Origin of the sequence: Pseudomonas bananamidigenes, from assembly GCF_001679645.1 — a bacterium.
GTDB lineage: Bacteria > Pseudomonadota > Gammaproteobacteria > Pseudomonadales > Pseudomonadaceae > Aquipseudomonas > Aquipseudomonas bananamidigenes.
Map to the genome: position 1 here is coordinate 57,901 of NZ_LRUN01000058.1, position 19,353 is coordinate 77,253.

Sequence of the window (19,353 nt, forward strand, 5' to 3'; positions counted from 1 at the left end):
CGGATCAGCCGAACATCGCAAACCCGTCGACCGTCGCCGGCAGATCGTAGACCTGGCCGTCGGCAGTCTGCAGATGCTCGAGGGTGTTGTAGGTCGGTACGTACCAGTCCACCAGCTTCACGCCGTTGGCCGGCACGCCATCACCGGTGTCGTTGACGCTGTGCAGGTAGGCGTCGTTGCCGATGCGGGTGACGCTCAACTGGCTGACGTTGGCGATCGTGTTCAGGATCAGGGTGTCGTTGAGGCTGCTGCCGAAATCCTGGATCGTCACCAGGCCTGGGGTATTCACCACGTAAGTGTCATCGCCTTCACCGCCATCCAGGAAGTCGTTCTGCACGCTCCCGCCATCCGTGCCGGAAATCAGGCCGCCACACAGGATGTCCGCCCCGTCGCCGCCGTGAATGACATCGTCACCGGCATTGCCTTCCAGGATGTTGTCCTGTGCGTCACCTTGCAGAACATCATCGAACCGGCTGCCGCGCAGGCCTTCGATGAAGTAGTACGTGTCGCCTTCCGCCGTGCCGTTCTGCCCGATCTTCCAGAACCCGATGTTCACCCCGACGTCGCTGTCGTCGTAACTCACGGTGTCGGTGCCGTCGCCGCCGAAGAACTGGTCATCGCCCGCACCGCCGTACAGCACATCATTGCCGCTGCCGCCGGTGATCACGTTGGCGAGGTCGTTGCCGTAACCGGTGAAGTCCGCCGTGCCGGTGTAGGTCAGTTTTTCAATGAACGGATCCAGATGCATCGTGGCCAGGCTGGTGTACACGTGATCGTTGCCCCCCATGAATCCGTCTTCCTCGATGACGGTCACACCGGCACTGTTGATCGTGTAAACATCGTCACCGCCGCCTCCGGCCAGGGTCACAGTGCCGGCGTTGACGGTGAAGTGATCAGCGCTGGATGAACCGATCACCTTCTCGATGTTCAAGAGCCTGGAATTGCCGCCGATCTCGACATCGACGTCCACGAGCGCGTTTCGGTAGCTCACCGTGTCATAGCCGTCGCTGCCGTCGACCATCAAGGCGTAGTCGGCAGCATCGGTGATGTAAAACACATCATCGAATTTCGAACCTTCGATGGCTTCGATACCGGTGTAGGAGTCGCCATAGGCGATGGTCAATCCGTCGAAGTTGGTGAAATCCCTGAATCGCACGCCTTCGAGGCTGTCGCTGTAGCTGACGGTGTCGAAGCCTTCACCGCCGACAAAATGATCCCCGCCGGCACCGCCCCACAGCCAGTCATTGCCGGCGCCGCCGACGATCTCGTTGTCGCCATCATTGCCGTAGCCCTTGAAATCCCCGGTGCCGGTGAACGTCAGCTTCTCGATGAAGGAGTCCATCTTCATGGTGTTGAGGCTGGTACGCAGCTCGTCATAGCCGCCATGATTCTCCTCAAGGAGAGTAACGCCTTCGCTGCTGACGATGTACACATCGTCGCCCGCGCTTCCGTCCACCGTCACACCGCCGATCGAAACATTGAACGTATCGTTGCCGAAGGTGCCGACGACCTTCTCGATGCCGATCAAGGTATCGTGCTTGCCCTCGCCCGAGACCGCTGCCGGACCGCTGCCGATCTCGACACTGACAGGCGTGGACAGCAGGCGATAATCCGCCGTATCGACGCCCTCCCCGCCATCCAGCACATCCGATCCCGCGCTGCCGAACAGCACGTCATCCGACTCCATTCCATGGAGTTCGTCATTGCTCTCGGTGCCATACAGGACATCCGCTTCCCTTGTTCCATTCACTACAGCCATTTGCTTCTTCCTTGCGTGGTTGTTGGATCTGCAACCCTGCCGACTCGAAGGCTGTCACTCAACGTCAACTGCCGGTCGATCGGACGAATACCGGGGTATCGACAGAGAACCGCCAAAACCGAGGGGGAGCCGAAAAAACTTCGAGGCCATCGCAGACAATCAATGGAACCCACAGGATAGAAAGTTATCGACGGACAATCCCGACAGCGCGAACCTGCGAACGGAAAAGGCATCCGGGTGGATGCATTCGATATTTTCTGAACCCCAAAAAAACAGGCGACCTCCTGGGTCGCCTGTTTCTTCATGGCCTTCAGCGCGAATCTCTCAATCCGCCAACCAGCCGTTCTCCCAATACCGCAGGTTCTCGTCGCGCAGCACGTAATCCCGCAGCACGACCTCGCGCAACTGGTCGCCCATGCGGTAGCTGGCGTCCGGGTCGGCCAGGTGCATGCGGATGGCTTGCAGCCATTCGTCGGTGGTGTTGGTCTTGACCCGGGTGCACGGCAGGTAACCGCGGTAGGCCTCGGTGTCGGTGCAGATCACCGGGTAGCCGCAGGCGCCGTACTCCAGCAGACGCAGATTGCTCTTGCAGTCGTTGAAGATATGGAACTCCAGCGGTGCCAGAGCCAGGTCCAGATTGAGGCTGGCCAGCTTCGCCGGGTACACGTCCAGCCCGATCACGCCGTGGAACTCGTGCATGTAAGGCAGCAGGTCGTCCGGGCACATGCCGAAGAATACCCAGTCGACCTCGTTGGCCAGTTCGCGCACCACGTCGGCGATCACCGCCAGGTCGCCGTGGTGGCTGGTGCCGCCGCCCCAGCCGACCCGCGGTTTCTTCGAGGTGCGACGCTGACTGCGCAGGTCGGTCCACAGGTGCCGGGACAGCATGTTGGGCACGACGCGGATGTCGTGATGCATGTCCGACAGGACGTTGGCCAAAGGCGCGGTGGACACGACCACGCGGTCGCAATAGCCGATGGCACGGCGCACCAGCTGCTCCATTTCATCGCGCTTAGGCATGTTGCGGGTGTGCGCATTGCGCTGAGGCACGTCGATGACGTTGTCATCGAGCTCGAAGATCCTCCGCGCATTCGAGAACTGCTTCAGCGGCGGGATCTCATCGATGGCGTGCTTCGAATAACGCCCTTGCAGCACGATCACATCCGGGGACTGGCGCTCGATCTCGATGATCGACGGCAAGCCGTAGCAGATGCGCCCTTCGGCCCGATTCGCCGCTTCCAGCTCGATCATCGGCTGGCTGATGCGGTAGTGGCCGATGGCGGACGCGTTGATCGGCACGGCCAGCACATTGGGCAGCAGTTTCCTGGAGAACGGCGTCCAGCCGGTGCGCAGGCCCGGCTCCAGACTGAAACTGGTCGCACCGATGCCCTGCAGCGCCAGGTTGACGTTGAAGGCCGGGTCGCGCGCGATGAGCGGCAACCAGCGCTGATAAAACGTTTCCTGCTCCTGCACCTGCAACTGCTGCTCTTGCTCCGTCGCCTCCACAGCGGGACGCGCGCCCAGCGCCAGCCTGGCATAAGGGTTCCAGACCACCAGATAGCCGTCCTGACCGACCCTCAGGCACAGGTCCACGACGTTGAGCGTCTGGGTCAGATCCTGCTCGTCCAGCCCTCCCGCCGCCTGAAAGACCTCCTTGCGGATCATCAGACAATCACCACCGACGGCACTCAAGTCATGGGCTGTCTGGAGGCGATACATATAGCCGTCCGCCTGCATCGGCTGACCGTAGAACGGCAGCCCGACCGCCCCCTGCATGCCCAGCACCAGGCCGGCGTGCAGTACACAACCGTCCGGGTTGTAGATCTTGGCGCCGACCACGCCGACTTCCGGGCGCTGGGCGTGATTGAGCAGTTCGTCCAGCCAGTCGGCCTGGGTGATCACCGCAAAGGCGTTGAGCATCAGCACGTATTCGCCGCGGGCCTGACCCACCGCGAAGTTGTGAGTGGCGGCCGGGTTGCCCTGCAGCGGATAACGCAACACGCGCAGCCGGTCGCCGCCCAGTTGAGCCATACCGTCCAGCCATGCCAACGCCTCGGGGCTTTCGCTGCCGTTGTCGACCAACAGCAGTTCGTACTCGCTGTAGGCGGTTTTCTCCAGCAACGTCTCGACACAGCGCTGCAAGGCCGCCGTCTGATCCTTGGTGACGATGATCACCGACACCAGCGGGCGGCGGGGATGGCGATAGTCGATGCGGTTGATCAGATCGATGCTGCCGCGGCGCAGTTCATGGGCAACACCCAGGCGTTGCAGGTGCGCTTCAAGCACGCGCGGACTCTGCTCGACGACGCCCGGTTCGGTCAGCCATCCGGCCAGGTCGAAGACCGATTCCAGCAAGACTTCGGCGACATGGCCAACCACGTGCGTGCCGCCGCTTTCAACCATGCGCCACAGCAAATCGTGAGGCGCCAGTTCAGCGAACTCCGGCGCAAAGCCGCCCAGGGCCAGGAAGCGCTCGCGCTGGAACGCCAGCGCACGCCCGACATAAGGGAAACTGCGCATCAGGTCGAGGTTGAAGTCCGGCTTGAACGCCGGCTCCGCCGACTCGCCGTTGCGCAGGCTGCCTTCGTCGCCGTACAGGCAGGTCAGCGACGGGTTGTGCACGATCCGCTCGGCGATGAGCAACAGTGCCGGAGCCACCGGGCGGTCGCCTGCCTGCAGCAGATAGAACCAGTCGGCCCCTTCCAGTTGCGGCAGCAGCGCATTGATCTGTTCCAGACCGTCACCTTGCAACGGCATGCGGAAGACCTGACTGTCCAGCTCCGGTTCGGAGCAGTCGGCGGACAGCACCAGGATCAGCTCCGGCGGGTAATCCTGGGCGGCCAATGCCTCCAGCGTACGCTCGACGCCGTCACGGCTGCCTTCTGCATCGATGACGACCGGCACGATCCGCGGCTTGTGTGACCAACTGGCAAAGGTCTCGGGCAGCAGCCGGCGCTGCGCCTCGCTGAGCACGCGGCAGCCCAGCCATTGCGCATAGAGTTCGGCAAAGCTCCAGCTGTCGACGCCGACGCACCATTCCTCACGGCTCTGCTTGGTGCCCAGGGTACGGCTCAGGGGCAGCTCTTCCCAGGTTCGCGGCGTCTCGTCGGCCTTGGCCAGCGGCACATAACGCACCCAACCCGGCGCCGCGCGATTCGCCACTGCGGGCCTTGAGCATCTGCGTCATCCACTCGCGCTCGACCTCCAGCGCATCCTTCATCGGCTGGCTGGCGCTCAGGCGTTCGGGGTAAAGCCGCTCGGCGCTGAGCACGTTGTTGGAGATCGCCACGTTGCCGCGCCGCATCAGACAGATGTAAAGGGCGAAATCCAGGGACGCGGTGAAGCAGTGGCCGTCCTGGGTCAGCGCCGGCAACAGCTCTTCGAGATCAGCGCGCCGGAACAGCGCGTTGCTGAAGCCGCCCAGGACGTTCACCGGAAACCTTTCGAAGATCGCCAGCAGATCGTCGCCCTTGAACAGGCCGCTGGCCGGTGACAAGGAAGTGTTTTCCAGGCGCGCCGGCAGGATGATGTCCTGCGCATCCCAGAGCAGCCGCTGGGCCAGCACCAGGCTCACTTCGTCGCGCACCAGCTCATGGGCCTGCTGCTCGATGCAGGAGGCGTAGAGGTGGTCGTCGTCGCACAGGAACTTGACGAACTCGCCCTGCGCCTCGGCCAGGCAGGCCTTGAGGTTGCCGATCATGCCCAGCGTGCGTGGGTTACGCACGTAGCGCACCTCGACACCCGAACGCTCGACGACCGCCGCCACAATACCTTCGATATCGCCGCCTCGGCTGTCATCGCAGACGATGATCTCCAGCGCGCGGTAAGTCTGGCTGACGGCGCTGTTCAAAGTCCGTTCGAAAAAGCGCGGATTGAAGGCAGGGATGACGAGGCTGACAAGGGGGAGTGAATTCACGGCGGACTCGCAAGCGGCGGGAACCCGCCCGGAACTGCGAGCCCTTCGAAACCGCAAAAGAAAACAATTAGTACAGAACGCTCAGGGCAACCGGGCGCTTGCGCGCCCGGTCAATATCAGATCTTGTTGAACAGGCCCAGCTGGCTGATCTTGCTGAATGCCAGTTGCGAGGCCTGCAGCATGGTCTGCTGCAGGGTCAGGCGGGTCATGACATCCGCCGGATCCGAATCACGAATCGAACCCTGAGTAGTGGTATTCGCCTGGATCAGGGTCTGGTTGGTGGTGTTCTGGTCATCCAGCGACTGCCCGCGGGCACCGATCGACGTCACGGCAGACCCGATCTGATTGGCGGCACTGTCAATGTTGCCCAGCGCCGACTCCATCGCACCCTGGAATTTCTGCTTGGCCACCGGATCACCATCGATCGGTGCATTCAGCGCCGTGACCATCTGGCCCAGGGTGTCGAGCACGTTCTGGGTCTGGTGGTTGTTGGACTGGATCGAGAACTGATCGCCCGCGCCCGGCGTACCGCCGAGGGTGAAGGTCACACCGGCGGCGGTAGCGTTGTTGCCGACCAGGGTGCCCGACGAAACCGGCTTGCTGTCAGCGGTGATCGGCGCTGCGTACAGGTCGAATGCCGTGGCGCTGGTGAACTTCAGGATCGCACCGCCACCGGACGGGAATGCCGCGTCGTAGGCCGCCTGGTTGGTTACGCCGGCGCCCGTGATGACCGCCGTCGACGGGTTGCCCGCGCTGCGCGAGGTGGTGAACGAGTCAGGCGTGGCCGACAGCTGGAAGCTGTGGCCGGCGATGACGGCATCCGGGTTGGTATCGCCGGCCTTGAGGTTGATGTTCAACTTCAGATCGACGCCACGGAAGCTGACGGTCTGGTTCGCACCGTTGCTGTTGCTGATCAGGCCGTTCTGGCTCGCCTCGGTTGTCACGTCGTTGCCCAGGGCATCGGTGATTTTCAGCTGGGTGCTGCTGATGAAATCCACGGTGTACGGCTGGCCGGCCGCGAACTTGGCGTTATAGGTGGCGCTGGAACCGACGATGCCGTTGGTCAATACCACGCGACCGTCGTCGACGGCCGGAGCGGTCATGGTGGTCTGGGTCCGGTTGGTGTTGATGGTCTGCTGGAAGGCATCCCAACCGGTGGTATTGGTGGCGACCGACATGCCATCGCCGATGTTCAGATTGATCTGCGTCTGGTCACCGTTGTAGGTGTAGGTGCCATCGGCATTCTGCGAGTATGGCGCGGTATCGGTCTTGGAACCGGAGAACAGGTAATTGCCGTTGGCATCCTTGGAGTTCATCAGGCCCAGCACTTGTTGCTGGATCTGGCTCAGCTCTGCCGCATAAGCCTTGCGGTCTGCGTCGGTGGCAATGCCGTTGTTGGCGGCCAGACCGATTTCCTTGGCGCGCTGCAAGGCCGTGGTAATGGAGTTCAACGTGGACTCCTGCACGGTCAGCGCACTCTTGGTGGTGCTGACGTTGCCCTGATACTGCTCGAGCAACGAGGCCTGCTGACCCAGCTTGAGCAGACGCCCGGCGCCGATCGGATCGTCGGCGGCGGTGTTGATGCGTTGCAGACTGCTCGCCTCGTTGGCGGTCGCGACAGTCTTGCTGTAGTTGCGCTGATATTGAGCAGCTTGTGTCGCGTAATACTGAGCGGTGGAAATGCGCATGGATTACGACTCCTTAAAGACTGTTGATCAGCGTTGCGAAGGTTTCCTGCGCAGCCTTGATGATTTGTGAAGAGGCGGTGTAGTACTGCTGATACTTGACCAGGTTGCCGGTTTCTTCATCGAGGTTGACCTGGGACAGCGAGTTGCGCGCCCCCTGGGCCTGATCGAGGATCACCGAAGTGGCTTCGTTGTCGGACTTGCTCTGGGCCGCCTTGGTACCGACGTTGGTCACCAGCTTGTTGTAGGCATCGGTCAGGCTGATGCCCTTGCTGCCAGTGCCGGTGTCGACGGTCTGTTTGGTCTGCAGGCCGACCAGCGCCTGGGCGTTGCGGTTGTCCGAAGAGGCGGCGCCGGTCAGGTTGATCGTGAAGGTTTCGCCGGCTTTCGGGGTAGCACCCACGGTGGTCTGCACGGTGAAGGTCTTCTGCACGTTCGGCGTGACCGAGGTGTCCATCACCGGAGCACCGGTGGAGTCGACCATGCCGATCTTGAGGTTCAGGGTATTGGCCTGCCCCGGCACGATGGTGCCGCTACCGATGGTGTTGCCCTTGGCATCGACCATGTTGTACGACTGGCTGCCGCTGGTGACCGCCCCCATGACCAGTTTGACCGGCGTCGAATACTTGAGCGCGTTCTGCAACTCGGCCTGGGAAGCCGGGTTGGTGATGTCGATGGTGTCGACCAGTGTCGGCTGGGTGTAGGTGCCGGAATTGTTGGTACTGGCCACGCCGGTCAAGGGTGCTGCCGCCGCGATCTTCTTCGGATCGGTCAGCACGGTCTGAATGTTGGTGGCCGCGTCACGGGTCGGTGTCACCTTGAAAGTATCGCCGGCGCTCATCGCGCCACCGTTGAGGGCCAGGGTGAAACCGTCGATCACTGGCGGCGGCGTGGTCGTGGTGCTGAACGAGCCCAGATCGGTGCCGTCGGAGCGCTTGACCGTGTAGTTGGTGGCGCTGGTGAAGGTGACCTGATAATCGCTGGTGGTCAGCTTGCCGGTGTCCTTGATGGTGACATTCAGGTTGCCCGAACCCGCGCTGTTGCCGGCCGAGGCAATGCTGCGCTGGCTGATCAGCGCGGCACTGTTGATGTCGTTGAAGATCGGTGCACCGAAGTCACCGTTCTTGTCGATGCCCTGGGCCTGCTGGCGATTCATCTGATCGGCAATGACCAGCGCTACGCGACCCAGTTCGTTGAGCGACGGGTTGAGCACTTCATTGCGATAGGTCAGCAGACCGCCCATTTCACCGCCACTGATCACCGACGTGATGTCGATGGTGCTTGAGCCGCGATCCATCTGGATGCCCATGCGCGACGGGTCGTCCTTGCTCGGCACCGTGCTCAGGGTGTTAGTGGTATTGCCGACGACCAGCGGCTGGCCGCTGCCCACGTAGACGTCGAAACTGGTGCCACGCTCGACCACTTGCGCACCGACCAGCTCGGACAGCTGGCGCACGGCTTCGTTACGGCTGTCGAGCAGATCGTTCGGCTGGCCGCCGCTGGTGGAAACTTCACCGATCTTCTGGTTGAGATTTGCAATCGAGGTGGCCAGTTTGTTGACCTGGGCGGCCATGTCGCCGAGGTTGCCGTTGATCGTGGTGTTCTGATCGTTCAGCTGTTTGGCCAGCGCGTTGAAGCGGCTGGTCAGGGCCTGCGCACCGGTCAGCACCGACTGACGGGAGGTGTCGTCGGTCGCCGACGTCGCGACACCTTGCATCGATGTGAAGAACTTCTGCAGTACGCCGGTCAGGCCGGTGTCGGTGTTGGACAACGAGCTGTCCAGCGCGGTCGCCTGCCCACCGTACGCCGCTGCTTCGCTGTTGAGCGACGTGGCGGTATGCAGCTGGGTTTCCAGGTAGGAGTTGTACACCCGGCGCACGTCGGCCAGGGTCGTGCCCGTACCGATGAATACGTTGCCGTACTGGATCGAGGATTTGGTGCCCTGCACGGTTTGCTGGCGCGAATAACCGGCGGTGTCGACGTTGGCAATGTTGTTACCTGTCACAGCCAGAGAGGATGAACTGGCAGCCAACCCCGACATCCCGATATTGAGCAAACTCATGATTCAAACCTTACCTTGTGTTTATAAGGGCGTCGTCGAAACGCCGGCCGCAGCGTAGTTCTGATTGACGGTCATCTGCCTGGCAATCTGCGAAATCTTCGTCGCGTAGTGCGGGTCGGTCGCATAACCGGCCTTTTGCAATTCGCGTACAAACTGTTCTGGGTTATCGGCCGACCTCAACACTTCTTGATAGCGATTGTTGCTCTGCAGCAACGTCACCAGATCATGGAAGCTGTCCTTGTATGAGGCATAGGAACGGAACTCCGCCGTCTCCTTGACCATCTGCCCGTTACGGAATTCGCTGGTGATCGCCCGGGCCGAATCGCCCTTCCAGTTGCCACTGGCCTTGATCCCGAACAGGTTATGACTGCTGGTGCCGTCCTGAGCGCGCATGACCGACTTGCCCCAGCCGGTTTCCAGCGCGGCCTGAGCCACCAGATAGCGCGGATCGACGCCGATGCGCGCCGCCGCCTCCTTGGCCATCGGCAGCATGGTGTTGACGAATTCGTCGGCGTTGCTGAACGCACGCTTGGCCGGCGCCAGCGGAATCTGCGCCATGGCGCGACCGTAGATCTGCATCTGCCCGCCGGAAGCCTTGTCCGCCTCGGCGCGGGCCAGCCAGTCGCCGTTGTACAGCGGGCCGGAACCGGTGGCAGCTGCCATCGTGTCGCGCTGCGGCAGTTGCGTCGTCGCAGCGTTCGTGGCCGAAGGCACGAGGCCGGCGAGCAGGCGGTCTGCCAGCTTCGGCGGCAGCGCCAGGCGACGCTGGTTGATCATTTCCATGTCATTGCGATGGGCAAGCTGGGTGTTTGGCGCGTGCACCGAACGCGACGCCCACAACGGACGTTCGCCATTGAGGCGCGACAGCGGACCGCTGGTGGCCACAGTGCCAGCAGCAATCGGCGTTTCCACCGAAGCAGCCCTGGCCAGCGCTTCCTGCTGTTTGGCAGCGGACGCGGCGGCGGCTTCGCCTGGCGCCATCGGCTTGTTCTTCGACATCTGTTTCATCAGCACGTCGGCCAGGCCGATACCACCCCCTTCACGGGACAGGGATACCGCCAGTTGCTGGTCGTACATTTCCTGATACTGCTTGGCCGCCGGCGTGTTCATCGGGTTGTCCTGCCCCAGTGCCTCGGTGGCCGAACGCATCGACTTGAGCATCTCGCCCAGGAACAGCGATTCGAATTCCTGCGCGACCTTGCGCATGTTGGCGTCGCTGTTCTTGTCGCCGACCTTGAGCTGGTTCAGGCGATTGAGGTCCGAGTAGGAACCCGAATCACTGCTGCTGACCAGACCGCTCTTGCGCATATCCATGGGCGGCGTCCTCAGATCACGATCAGGTCGGCTTGCAACGCGCCGGCCTGCTTCAGTGCTTCGAGAATGGCCATCAGGTCACCCGGCGCCGCCCCGACCTGGTTCACCGCACGCACGATTTCGTCGAGGGTGGTGCCCGGGCCGAACTTGAACATCGGCTTGGCTTCCTGCTGGGCATTCACACGCGAGCGCGGCACCACGGCCGTCTGACCGTTGGACAGCGGGCCCGGCTGGCTGACGATCGGGTCTTCGGTGATGGTCACGGTCAGGCTGCCGTGGGTCACGGCAGCCGGCGAAACCTTCACGTTCTGGCCGATGACGATGGTGCCGGTACGGGAGTTGATGATGACTTTCGCCACCGCCTGACCCGGATCGACTTCGAGGTTTTCCAGGATCGACAGATAGTCGACGCGCTGGCTCGGATCGAGCGGTGCAGTGACGCGGATCGAACCGCCATCGATCGCCTGGGCGACGCCCGGACCGAGCATGTCGTTGATCTTGTCAACGATGCGCTTGGCGGTGGTGAAGTCGGAACGGTTGAGGTTCAGCGTCAGGCTGTTGCCCTGGTTGAAACCGCTCGGCACCGAGCGTTCCACCGATGCACCGCCGGGGATGCGACCGGCCGACGGAACGTTGACGGTGATTTTCGAACCGTCACGGCCCTCGGCATCGAAACCGCCCACCACCAGGTTGCCCTGAGCGATGGCGTAGACGTTGCCGTCGATACCCTTGAGCGGGGTCAGCAGCAGCGTACCGCCGCGCAGGCTCTTGGAGTTACCGATGGACGAAACCGTGATGTCGACCTGCTGACCCGGCTTGGCGAACGCCGGCAGATCGGCACTGACCGACACCGCCGCGACGTTTTTCAACTGCACGTTGCCCGATCCCGGCGGCACCTTGATGCCGAACTGCGAGAGCATGTTGTTGAAGGTCTGCAGGGTAAACGGGGTCTGCGTGGTCTGGTCACCGGTGCCGTTAAGCCCGACCACCAGGCCGTAGCCGATCAACTGGTTGGAACGCACGCCGGAAATGCTGGCGATATCTTTCAGCCGCTCGGCTTGTGCGTTGAAGGCCGCCGACAACAAAACGGCAGCCACCATGAGGCTCTTGAAATTCAACTTGGCCACCTAGAAAGGGAACAGCGGGCTGAGGAAGAAACGGTCGAACCAGCCTGGCTGACTCGCATCGGCAAACGAACCGGTGCCCGAGTAGGTGATGCGCGCATCGGCGACCCGGGTCGACGACACCGTGTTGTCGGTAGCGATGTCATCGGCACGCACGAGGCCGGCGATCCGCACCAGCTCGTCGCCGGTGTTGAGGGTCAGCCACTTCTCGCCGCGCACGGCGATGATGCCGTTGGGCAGCACGTCGGCGACGGTCACGGTGATCGAACCGGTCAGGGTGTTGCCTTGGGCCGCCTTGCTGTCACCCTTGGTCGCGCGATCGCCGCTGTAGCCGACGTCCAGGCTCAGGTCATTGCCGCCCAACGGGTTGTTGGTGGTCCCGCTGCCGCCGAACAGCGAAGTCAGGCCGATGCCGGTCTTGCTGTTCTTGGCCACTTGCGAGTTGGCGTTCTTGCTGGCCTGGGTCTTCTCGTTCAGGGTGATGGTGATGATGTCACCGACCCGGAACGCCTTGCGGTCGCTGTACAGGTTCTGTTCGAAACCGGCCTGATAGATCGAGCCGTTGTTGGCGGCCGCCGGCAACGGCGTACGCGGCAACACCGGGGCGTAGTAAGGGTCATTGGGCTTGGGCGTCGGAGCGACGCAGCCCGCGAGCGAGACGACCCCGCTCAATGCCACAATAGATACAAAGCGCTTCATGACCCTTACCTCACGGTGTTGCAGGCAGCCTCATGGCCGCCTCATAGACTTGATTACAGATTCTGCGTTACGAACGAGAGCATCTGGTCGGCGGTGGAAATCACCTTGGAATTCATCTCGTAGGCACGCTGAGTGGTGATCATGTTGACCATCTCTTCCACGGTGCTGACGTTGGAGGTTTCCAGGGTGTTCTGCAGAGTGGTACCGAAACCGTTCAGGCCCGGAGTACCGACCTGCGGCGCGCCGGAAGCGGCAGTTTCCAGGAACAGGTTGTTGCCCACGGCTTGCAGACCGGCCGGGTTGATGAAGTCTGCGGTCTGCAGGTTGCCGATCACCTGGGCGGCAGGGTTGCCGGCCACGGTGATCGACACGGTGCCGTCACGGCCGACGGTGAAAGTCTGGGCGTTGTTCGGGATGACGATCGCCGGCTCCAGGGCAAAACCGCTGGCGTTGACGATCTGGCCATTGGAATCGAGGTGGAACGTACCGTCACGGGTGTAGGACGTGGTGCCGTCCGGCTGCAGGATCTGGAAGAAACCACGACCGTCGATGGCCATGTCCAGCGGCTGCTCGGTGGTTTGCAGGCTGCCGGCGGTGAAGTTTTTCTGGGTGCCGACGATGCGCACACCGGTCCCCACTTGCAGACCCGACGGCAGTTCGCTGTCCTGGGTCGACTGGGCACCTGGCTGACGCTTGATCTGATACAGCAGGTCCTGGAACTCGGCGCGGTCACGTTTGAAACCCGTGGTCGACACGTTGGCCAGGTTGTTGGAAATGGTGGTCAGGTTGGTGTCCTGGGCGGACAGACCGGTTTTGGCAACCCATAGAGCCGGAAGCATTCGATTCTCCTCGTGCGCCTGTTTTACGGCGCGACGTTCTGATAATTAGCTGATCTGCAAGACCCGAGCCATGGCCTGGTCGTCGTCTTTGGCGGTGTTCATCATCTTGACGTGCAACTCGAACTGCTTGGCCAGAGCCAGCACCGAAGTCATCTCTTCCACGGCATTGACGTTGCTCGACTCCAGGAAACCCGACACCAGCTTGACGTTGGCATCGGCCGGCGCAGGCTGGCCGTCCTTGGTGTAGATCGAACCGTCCAGGCCCTTGTTCATGTTCTTGATGTCCGGGTTGACCAGCTTGATCCGGTCGACTTCAGCCATGACACGCGGGCCTTCGCCCATCGCACGAATGCTGATGGTGCCGTCCTCACCGACTTCCACCTGCTGCTCCGGCGGAATGGCGATCGGTCCGCCGTTGCCCAGGACCGGCATGCCGTTACCGGCGCGCAGTACGCCAAGGGCGTCGATGTTCAGACTGCCGGTGCGCACGTAGCTTTCGCCGCCGTTGGGGTTCTGCACGGCGATGAAGCCGTTGCCGCTGACGGCCACGTCCAGGTCACGACCGGTCTGCACCAGCGAACCCTGGGTGAAATCGGTGGCGGGCCGCTCGCTCATGGCAAACGCACGCGCCGGAAAGCTGTCACCGAACACCGGCATCGAACGCGCCTGTTCCAGGTCGCGCTGAAAGCCATTGGTGGAGATGTTCGCCAGGTTGTTGGCATGAGCCTTTTGCGCCAGTGCGTTCTGGCTGGCGCCGGTCATTGCCACATAAAGGTACTTGTCCACACTCTTTCCTCTGCATGCCGGACGTTTGCCGCCCACTGCTGTACTGCTGAGCCATAAGCAATTTGCAGACCAACTTTTTCCTGGCGGCCATGGGCCCGATAAACAAAGGACTTGCGAGGTTTCGCGGGATTGAGGGAAATGTATCGAAGACGAAAAACCGGCGGTGTCATGCCGCTTCGCGGCAAACACCTGACCCTGCCCCTGATCAGTGTGGGAGTGATCAGGCGTTGCCTGACTCCTTGCCGACTTCGTACTCTCGCAACTTGTTGGCAATGGTCGTATGGGAAACCCCAAGCCGCTTGCCCAGTTGCCGACTGCTCGGGTGCTCGGAATACAACCGCTCCAGCACCGCCTTCTCGAAACGCCCGACAATCTCGTCCAGCCCGCCCTCCAGCGAAAAATCGCCAAGCGGCTGACGCACGCCATAGTCCGGCAGGCGGATGTGCTCAGCCTTGACCGTCCCGCCATCGCACAGCGAAACCGCCTGGAACAGCACGTTTTCCAGTTGTCGCACGTTGCCCGGCCAATGGTAATGACTGAGTCGGTCCATGGCCGCCGGCGACAGTTTCGGCAGCGGGCAACCGATCTGCCGGCTGGCCTGATCGAGGAAGTGCTCCACCAGCGGCGTGAGTCCGTCGAGGCATTCGCGCAGCGGCGGGATGTGCAGCGAGAGCACATTCAAGCGGTGGTACAGATCCTGGCGAAACTCCCCTCTCGCACACAGTTCAGACAAGTCCACCTGGGTGGCACAGATCACTCGCACATCCAGGTAAACCTCTTCATCGCTGCCTACACGCCGGAAACAGCCGTCCTGCAGGAAACGCAGCAATTTCACCTGCAAGCGCGGACTCATTTCGCCGACACCATCGAGGAACAGCGTGCCGCCCGCCGTCAGCTCCAGCAGCCCGAGCTTGCCTTCGGCACGCGCACCTTCAAAGGCGCCGGGGCCGTAGCCGAACAATTCAGTCTCGGCCATCGACTCCGGCAGCCCCGCACAGTTGAGCGCCATCAGCGGCGACTGGCCGCGCGGGCTCGCCAGATGACAGGCCCGCGCCAGCAATTCCTTGCCGGTGCCGGTTTCACCCTCGATCAAAAGAGGCGCGTCCAGCGGCGCCATCCGCCGGGCTTCGCGCACCACCGCCGCCATCACTTTCGAGCTCTGGAAGATGCTGTCGAAACCACGCAACTCCTGTTTGCGCACGTTATAGATGCGTTCGCCGACCCGATCCGCCCGGTGCAGCGTCAGGACCGCGCCAGCCATGGCTTCGCTGTCGTCATGCTCCGATTGCAGCGGCGCGATGTCGGCCAGAAAAATGTCCCCCTTGACCTTGACCCGCATGCCATTGATCCGCGATTTGTTGGCGCGCACCAGCTCCGGCAGATCGAAATCCTCGGCATACCGTGACAGCGGAATCCCCGGCACTTCATCCACCCGCACTCCCAGCAACTGCGCCGCCGCGCGGTTGGCGGCCACGATCGATCCCCCCATGTCGATCGACAGCACCGGAAACTCCAGCGCCCCGAGCAACGCGTTCAGCTCCATGTGCCGACGCTCGCTGGGCATCAATCCCACTCGTTTCACGCCAAAGACGCCGGCGATGGCTTCGAACTTGGGCCGTAACGCCTGGAACTGCAGATTGATCAGGTTCGGGCAATGCAGGTAGATCGCATTGCCGTGCTCTCCGCCGACTTCGCCGCGAGCGACGTTGATCCCGTATTCCACCAGCAGATTGAGAATGTCGCGCAGGATGCCGATGCGGTTCTGGCAATGGACTTTGATACGCATATAAAGGCCCGAAACAGGTGGAGGGGGCGGAATTTTCTCGGTCGCCCGCAAGATAGTCGTCAAGATTATGTGACAGACACAGGTCGTTTCAAACCTGCAAATCACCGCAATCACGACTTATCGCACAAGGCGTAACGATAATTTTACGAATTATGGAGACTTTTCCTACTCGACGGCTCATCAACCTTGCTGCAACACGGCACGCGCTGAGGTATTTCTCAGTCCATGGCAGGACATAACAAGAACGAATTCCCCTCGCAGGAGAGCAGTATGAAGCAGACGCAATACGTGGCCCGCGAGCCCGATGCGCAAGGTTTTATCGACTACCCCGCCGAAGAACATGCGGTGTGGAACACGCTGATCACCCGCCAGATGAAAGTGGTCGAGGGTCGCGCTTGCCAGGAATACCTGGACGGCATCGAAAAACTCGGTCTGCCCCATGACCGCATTCCGCAACTGGGCGAGATCAACAAGGTGCTCGGCGAGACCACCGGATGGCAGGTCGCCCGCGTCCCGGCACTGATCCCTTTCCAGACCTTTTTCGAATTGCTCGCCAGCAAACAGTTTCCGGTGGCCACCTTCATTCGTACCCGTGAAGAGCTGGACTATCTGCAAGAGCCGGATATTTTCCACGAGATCTTCGGTCACTGCCCGCTGCTGACCAATCCCTGGTTCGCCGAATTCACCCACACCTACGGCAAGCTTGGTCTGCAAGCCACCAAGGAAGAGCGCGTGTACCTGGCGCGTCTGTACTGGATGACCATCGAGTTCGGTCTGGTCGACACCCCGCAAGGCAAACGCATCTACGGCGGCGGCATCCTGTCTTCGCCGAAAGAAACCGTTTACTCGTTGTCGGACGAACCCGAGCACCAGGCCTTCGATCCGCTGGAAGCCATGCGCACACCGTATCGCATCGATATCCTGCAACCGCTGTACTTTGTTCTGCCGAACCTCAAGCGCCTGTTCGATCTCGCCCACGAAGACATCATGGGCATGGTCAAGCAAGGCATGCAGCTGGGTCTGCACGCACCGAAATTTCCGCCAAAACCAAAAGCCGCCTGAACCGCGACTTTTGCTTACAAGTGAATCTGTCAGTCGTCGCCACTTTGGTTTAGCGTGGCGACATTGACAGCCAATATAAAAAAACACCTCTCGATTTCAGGAAGTACACCATGTCCACTTTGAACCAAGCCCATTGCGAAGCGTGCCGTGCCGATGCTCCCCAGGTCAGCGATGAAGAACTGCCGATCCTGATCAAGCAGATCCCTGACTGGAACATCGAAGTGCGCGACAGCATCATGCAGCTGGAAAAAGTCTTCCTGTTCAAGAACTTCAAGCACGCCTTGGCGTTCACCAACGCCGTCGGCGAGATCTCCGAGGCCGAAGGTCACCACCCGGGTCTGCTGACCGAGTGGGGCAAAGTCACCGTGACCTGGTGGAGCCACTCGATCAAAGGCCTGCACCGCAACGACTTCATCATGGCCGCACGCACCGACGAAGTGGCCAAGACTGCAGAAGGACGCAAGTAATGCACTTCGACGCCATCGGCCGGGTGCCCGGCGATCCGATCCTGGGCCTGATGGAGGCCTATGCGCAGGACACCAACCCGCGCAAGTTCGACCTCGGCGTTGGCGTCTACAAGGATGCCCAGGGCCTGACACCGATTCCCGAGGCGGTGAAAATCGCCGAGGCGCGCCTGATCGAAAGCCAGGACACCAAGACTTACATCGGTGGTCACGGCAACCCTCTGTTCGGCAAGCTGATCAATGAGCTGGTGCTCGGTGCCGATTCGGCACTGATCGCCCAGCAACACGCCGGCGCCACCCAGACCCCGGGCGGCACTGGCGCCCTGCGTCTGGCGGCGGACTTCATCGCCCAGTGCCTGCCGGGCAAGGGCGTCTGGCTGAGCAACCCGACCTGGCCGATTCACGAAACGATTTTCGCGGCGGCCGGCGTCAGGATCAGTCATTACCCGTACGTCGGCAGCGACAACCGTCTCGACGTCGATGCCATGCTGGCCGTGCTCAACGAAGTGCCGAAAGGCGATGTGGTGCTGCTGCATGCGTGCTGCCACAACCCGACCGGGTTCGACCTGAGTCACGACGACTGGCACCGGGTGCTGGACGTGGTGCGTCGCCGCGAATTGCTGCCGCTGATCGACTTTGCCTACCAGGGCTTCGGCGATGGCCTGGAGCAGGATGCGTGGTCGACCCGGCTGTTCGCCGCCGAGTTGCCCGAGCTGCTGATCACCAGCTCCTGCTCGAAGAACTTCGGCCTGTACCGCGACCGTACCGGCGCGCTGATCGTCTGTGCGAAAACCGCCGACAAGCTCATCGACGTCCGCAGCCAACTGGCGCATATCGCCCGCAACCTGTGGTCGACACCACCGGATCACGGCGCGGCCGTCGTCGCCACGATCCTCGCCGACCCGGAGCTGAAACGCCGCTGGGCCGACGAAGTGGAAGCCATGCGTCTGCGCATCGCCCAGTTGCGCAGCGGCCTGGTGGAAGCGCTGGAGCCGCATGGCCTGCGCGAGCGTTTTGCACACATTGGCGTACAGCGCGGGATGTTCTCCTACACCGGTTTGTCACCGGAACAAGTGAAAGACCTGCGCGAGCATCACAGCGTGTACATGGTCAGCTCGGGCCGGGCCAACGTCGCAGGGATCGATGCGACGCGCCTCGATCTGCTGGCCGAAGCGATCGCCAACGTCTGTAAATAGTCCAAACACCGCACAACCCTGTGGGAGCGGGCTTGCTCGCGAAAGCGCCGGATCAGTCGACACATTTGTCGGCCAAGAAGGCCTCTTCGCGAGCAAGCTCGCTCCCACAATGGTTTGTGTGTTGCCCCTATGTGGCCATTTGTCGCAACAAATGGATTTAAAAATCTGATTGTCACTTTTCCTGCTGTATCCTTCGCAGGCTTTCTGAAAGCGCGGATCTACCAGATCTATCAACAGACTTAGCGAGGAGCGCAACCATGCATGAGATTCCCAATCTCCCCTTCCCGAGCCTGCACGTACCTGAGCAGACGACCACGCAACCAGCCGGCACCCAACAGGCCGAGCCGAAAGAAGCCGCCGAAAGCCGTCCGGCCGACAGCGAAGAGTAAGTAACACCCGCCGTACAGACCGTGTGGAAAGCGCTAACATGCGCTTTCCACACTGCCTGAAACCGAGCCCGCCATGACCGACGAATCCTTCAACGAACAACAGGCTGAAATCCTTATCGGCGCCACCGAGAAGATGATCGAGATCTGGAGCCGCCTCTCACCCGAAAAACAGGCCGCCCTGCTCGCCCGTTTCGGCAGCGAAGAAAATGCCCTCGCGGCCCTGGTCACCACGCAACTGGTCGCCCCGGCCAAATAGTTTTACTTTTCCCCGC

The 19,353-nt window shown here is 61.7% G+C and carries 14 protein-coding genes and 1 pseudogene; 5 read left to right on the forward strand and 10 right to left on the reverse strand.

The genetic code is table 11. The features are described from left to right. Nucleotides 1-4 precede the first annotated feature (4 nt). From BBF94_RS20515 to BBF94_RS20560, 10 genes and pseudogenes are all read right to left on the reverse strand, one after another. Entirely contained in the window at nucleotides 5-1,759 is a 1,755-nt protein-coding gene (locus BBF94_RS20515) for a calcium-binding protein (RefSeq protein ID WP_065260798.1), read from the reverse strand. Nucleotides 1,760-2,083: 324 nt separating this feature from the next. Next, nucleotides 2,084-5,675 (reverse strand): annotated as a pseudogene (locus BBF94_RS20520) (glycosyltransferase). 116 nt (nucleotides 5,676-5,791) lie between these two features. After that, the gene (locus BBF94_RS20525) at nucleotides 5,792-7,363 is read right to left on the reverse strand and encodes a flagellar hook-associated protein 3 (RefSeq protein ID WP_065260799.1); all 1,572 of its coding nucleotides are present in this window, start codon (nucleotides 7,361-7,363) and stop codon (nucleotides 5,792-5,794) included. A 13-nt stretch (nucleotides 7,364-7,376) separates the two neighbouring features. Continuing rightward, nucleotides 7,377-9,422, reverse strand: coding sequence for a flagellar hook-associated protein FlgK (gene flgK / locus BBF94_RS20530; RefSeq protein WP_065260800.1), 2,046 nt, complete (start codon nucleotides 9,420-9,422; stop codon nucleotides 7,377-7,379). Nucleotides 9,423-9,443: 21 nt separating this feature from the next. Further along, on the reverse strand, nucleotides 9,444-10,736 hold the full coding sequence (gene flgJ / locus BBF94_RS20535) for a flagellar assembly peptidoglycan hydrolase FlgJ (RefSeq protein WP_065260801.1): 1,293 nt from the start codon (nucleotides 10,734-10,736) through the stop codon (nucleotides 9,444-9,446). An 11-nt stretch (nucleotides 10,737-10,747) separates the two neighbouring features. After that, on the reverse strand, nucleotides 10,748-11,836 hold the full coding sequence (locus BBF94_RS20540; RefSeq protein WP_065260802.1) for a flagellar basal body P-ring protein FlgI: 1,089 nt from the start codon (nucleotides 11,834-11,836) through the stop codon (nucleotides 10,748-10,750). Between the two features lie 27 nt (nucleotides 11,837-11,863). Further along, nucleotides 11,864-12,559, reverse strand: a complete 696-nt coding sequence (gene flgH, locus BBF94_RS20545; RefSeq protein WP_065260803.1) for a flagellar basal body L-ring protein FlgH — start codon at nucleotides 12,557-12,559, stop codon at nucleotides 11,864-11,866. 53 nt (nucleotides 12,560-12,612) lie between these two features. Continuing rightward, complete coding sequence (gene flgG / locus BBF94_RS20550) at nucleotides 12,613-13,398, reverse strand: flagellar basal-body rod protein FlgG (RefSeq protein ID WP_011333017.1); 786 nt, start codon at nucleotides 13,396-13,398, stop codon at nucleotides 12,613-12,615. 45 nt (nucleotides 13,399-13,443) lie between these two features. Continuing rightward, complete coding sequence (locus BBF94_RS20555) at nucleotides 13,444-14,184, reverse strand: flagellar basal body rod protein FlgF (RefSeq protein ID WP_065260804.1); 741 nt, start codon at nucleotides 14,182-14,184, stop codon at nucleotides 13,444-13,446. Between the two features lie 220 nt (nucleotides 14,185-14,404). Further along, the gene (locus BBF94_RS20560; protein WP_065260805.1) at nucleotides 14,405-15,970 is read right to left on the reverse strand and encodes a sigma-54-dependent transcriptional regulator; all 1,566 of its coding nucleotides are present in this window, start codon (nucleotides 15,968-15,970) and stop codon (nucleotides 14,405-14,407) included. A 225-nt stretch (nucleotides 15,971-16,195) separates the two neighbouring features. Between BBF94_RS20560 and phhA the strand changes: the two genes are divergently transcribed. The 5 genes from phhA to BBF94_RS20580 all read left to right on the forward strand — a co-directional run bounded on the left by phhA (nucleotide 16,196) and on the right by BBF94_RS20580 (nucleotide 19,337). Further along, nucleotides 16,196-17,032, forward strand: coding sequence for a phenylalanine 4-monooxygenase (gene phhA, locus BBF94_RS20565; RefSeq protein ID WP_082302448.1), 837 nt, complete (start codon nucleotides 16,196-16,198; stop codon nucleotides 17,030-17,032). Nucleotides 17,033-17,142: 110 nt separating this feature from the next. Then, complete coding sequence (locus BBF94_RS20570) at nucleotides 17,143-17,499, forward strand: 4a-hydroxytetrahydrobiopterin dehydratase (RefSeq protein ID WP_003222798.1); 357 nt, start codon at nucleotides 17,143-17,145, stop codon at nucleotides 17,497-17,499. Beyond that, complete coding sequence (locus BBF94_RS20575) at nucleotides 17,499-18,692, forward strand: amino acid aminotransferase (protein WP_065260807.1); 1,194 nt, start codon at nucleotides 17,499-17,501, stop codon at nucleotides 18,690-18,692. The genes BBF94_RS20570 and BBF94_RS20575 overlap by 1 nt, the downstream gene beginning before the upstream one ends. A gap of 257 nt (nucleotides 18,693-18,949) precedes the next feature. Beyond that, nucleotides 18,950-19,081, forward strand: coding sequence for a hypothetical protein (locus BBF94_RS28250; protein WP_263970169.1), 132 nt, complete (start codon nucleotides 18,950-18,952; stop codon nucleotides 19,079-19,081). A gap of 73 nt (nucleotides 19,082-19,154) precedes the next feature. Next, nucleotides 19,155-19,337: a hypothetical protein gene (locus BBF94_RS20580; protein ID WP_065260808.1), complete on the forward strand. Its 183-nt coding sequence runs from the start codon at nucleotides 19,155-19,157 to the stop codon at nucleotides 19,335-19,337. The last annotated feature ends 16 nt before the right edge of the window (nucleotides 19,338-19,353 follow it).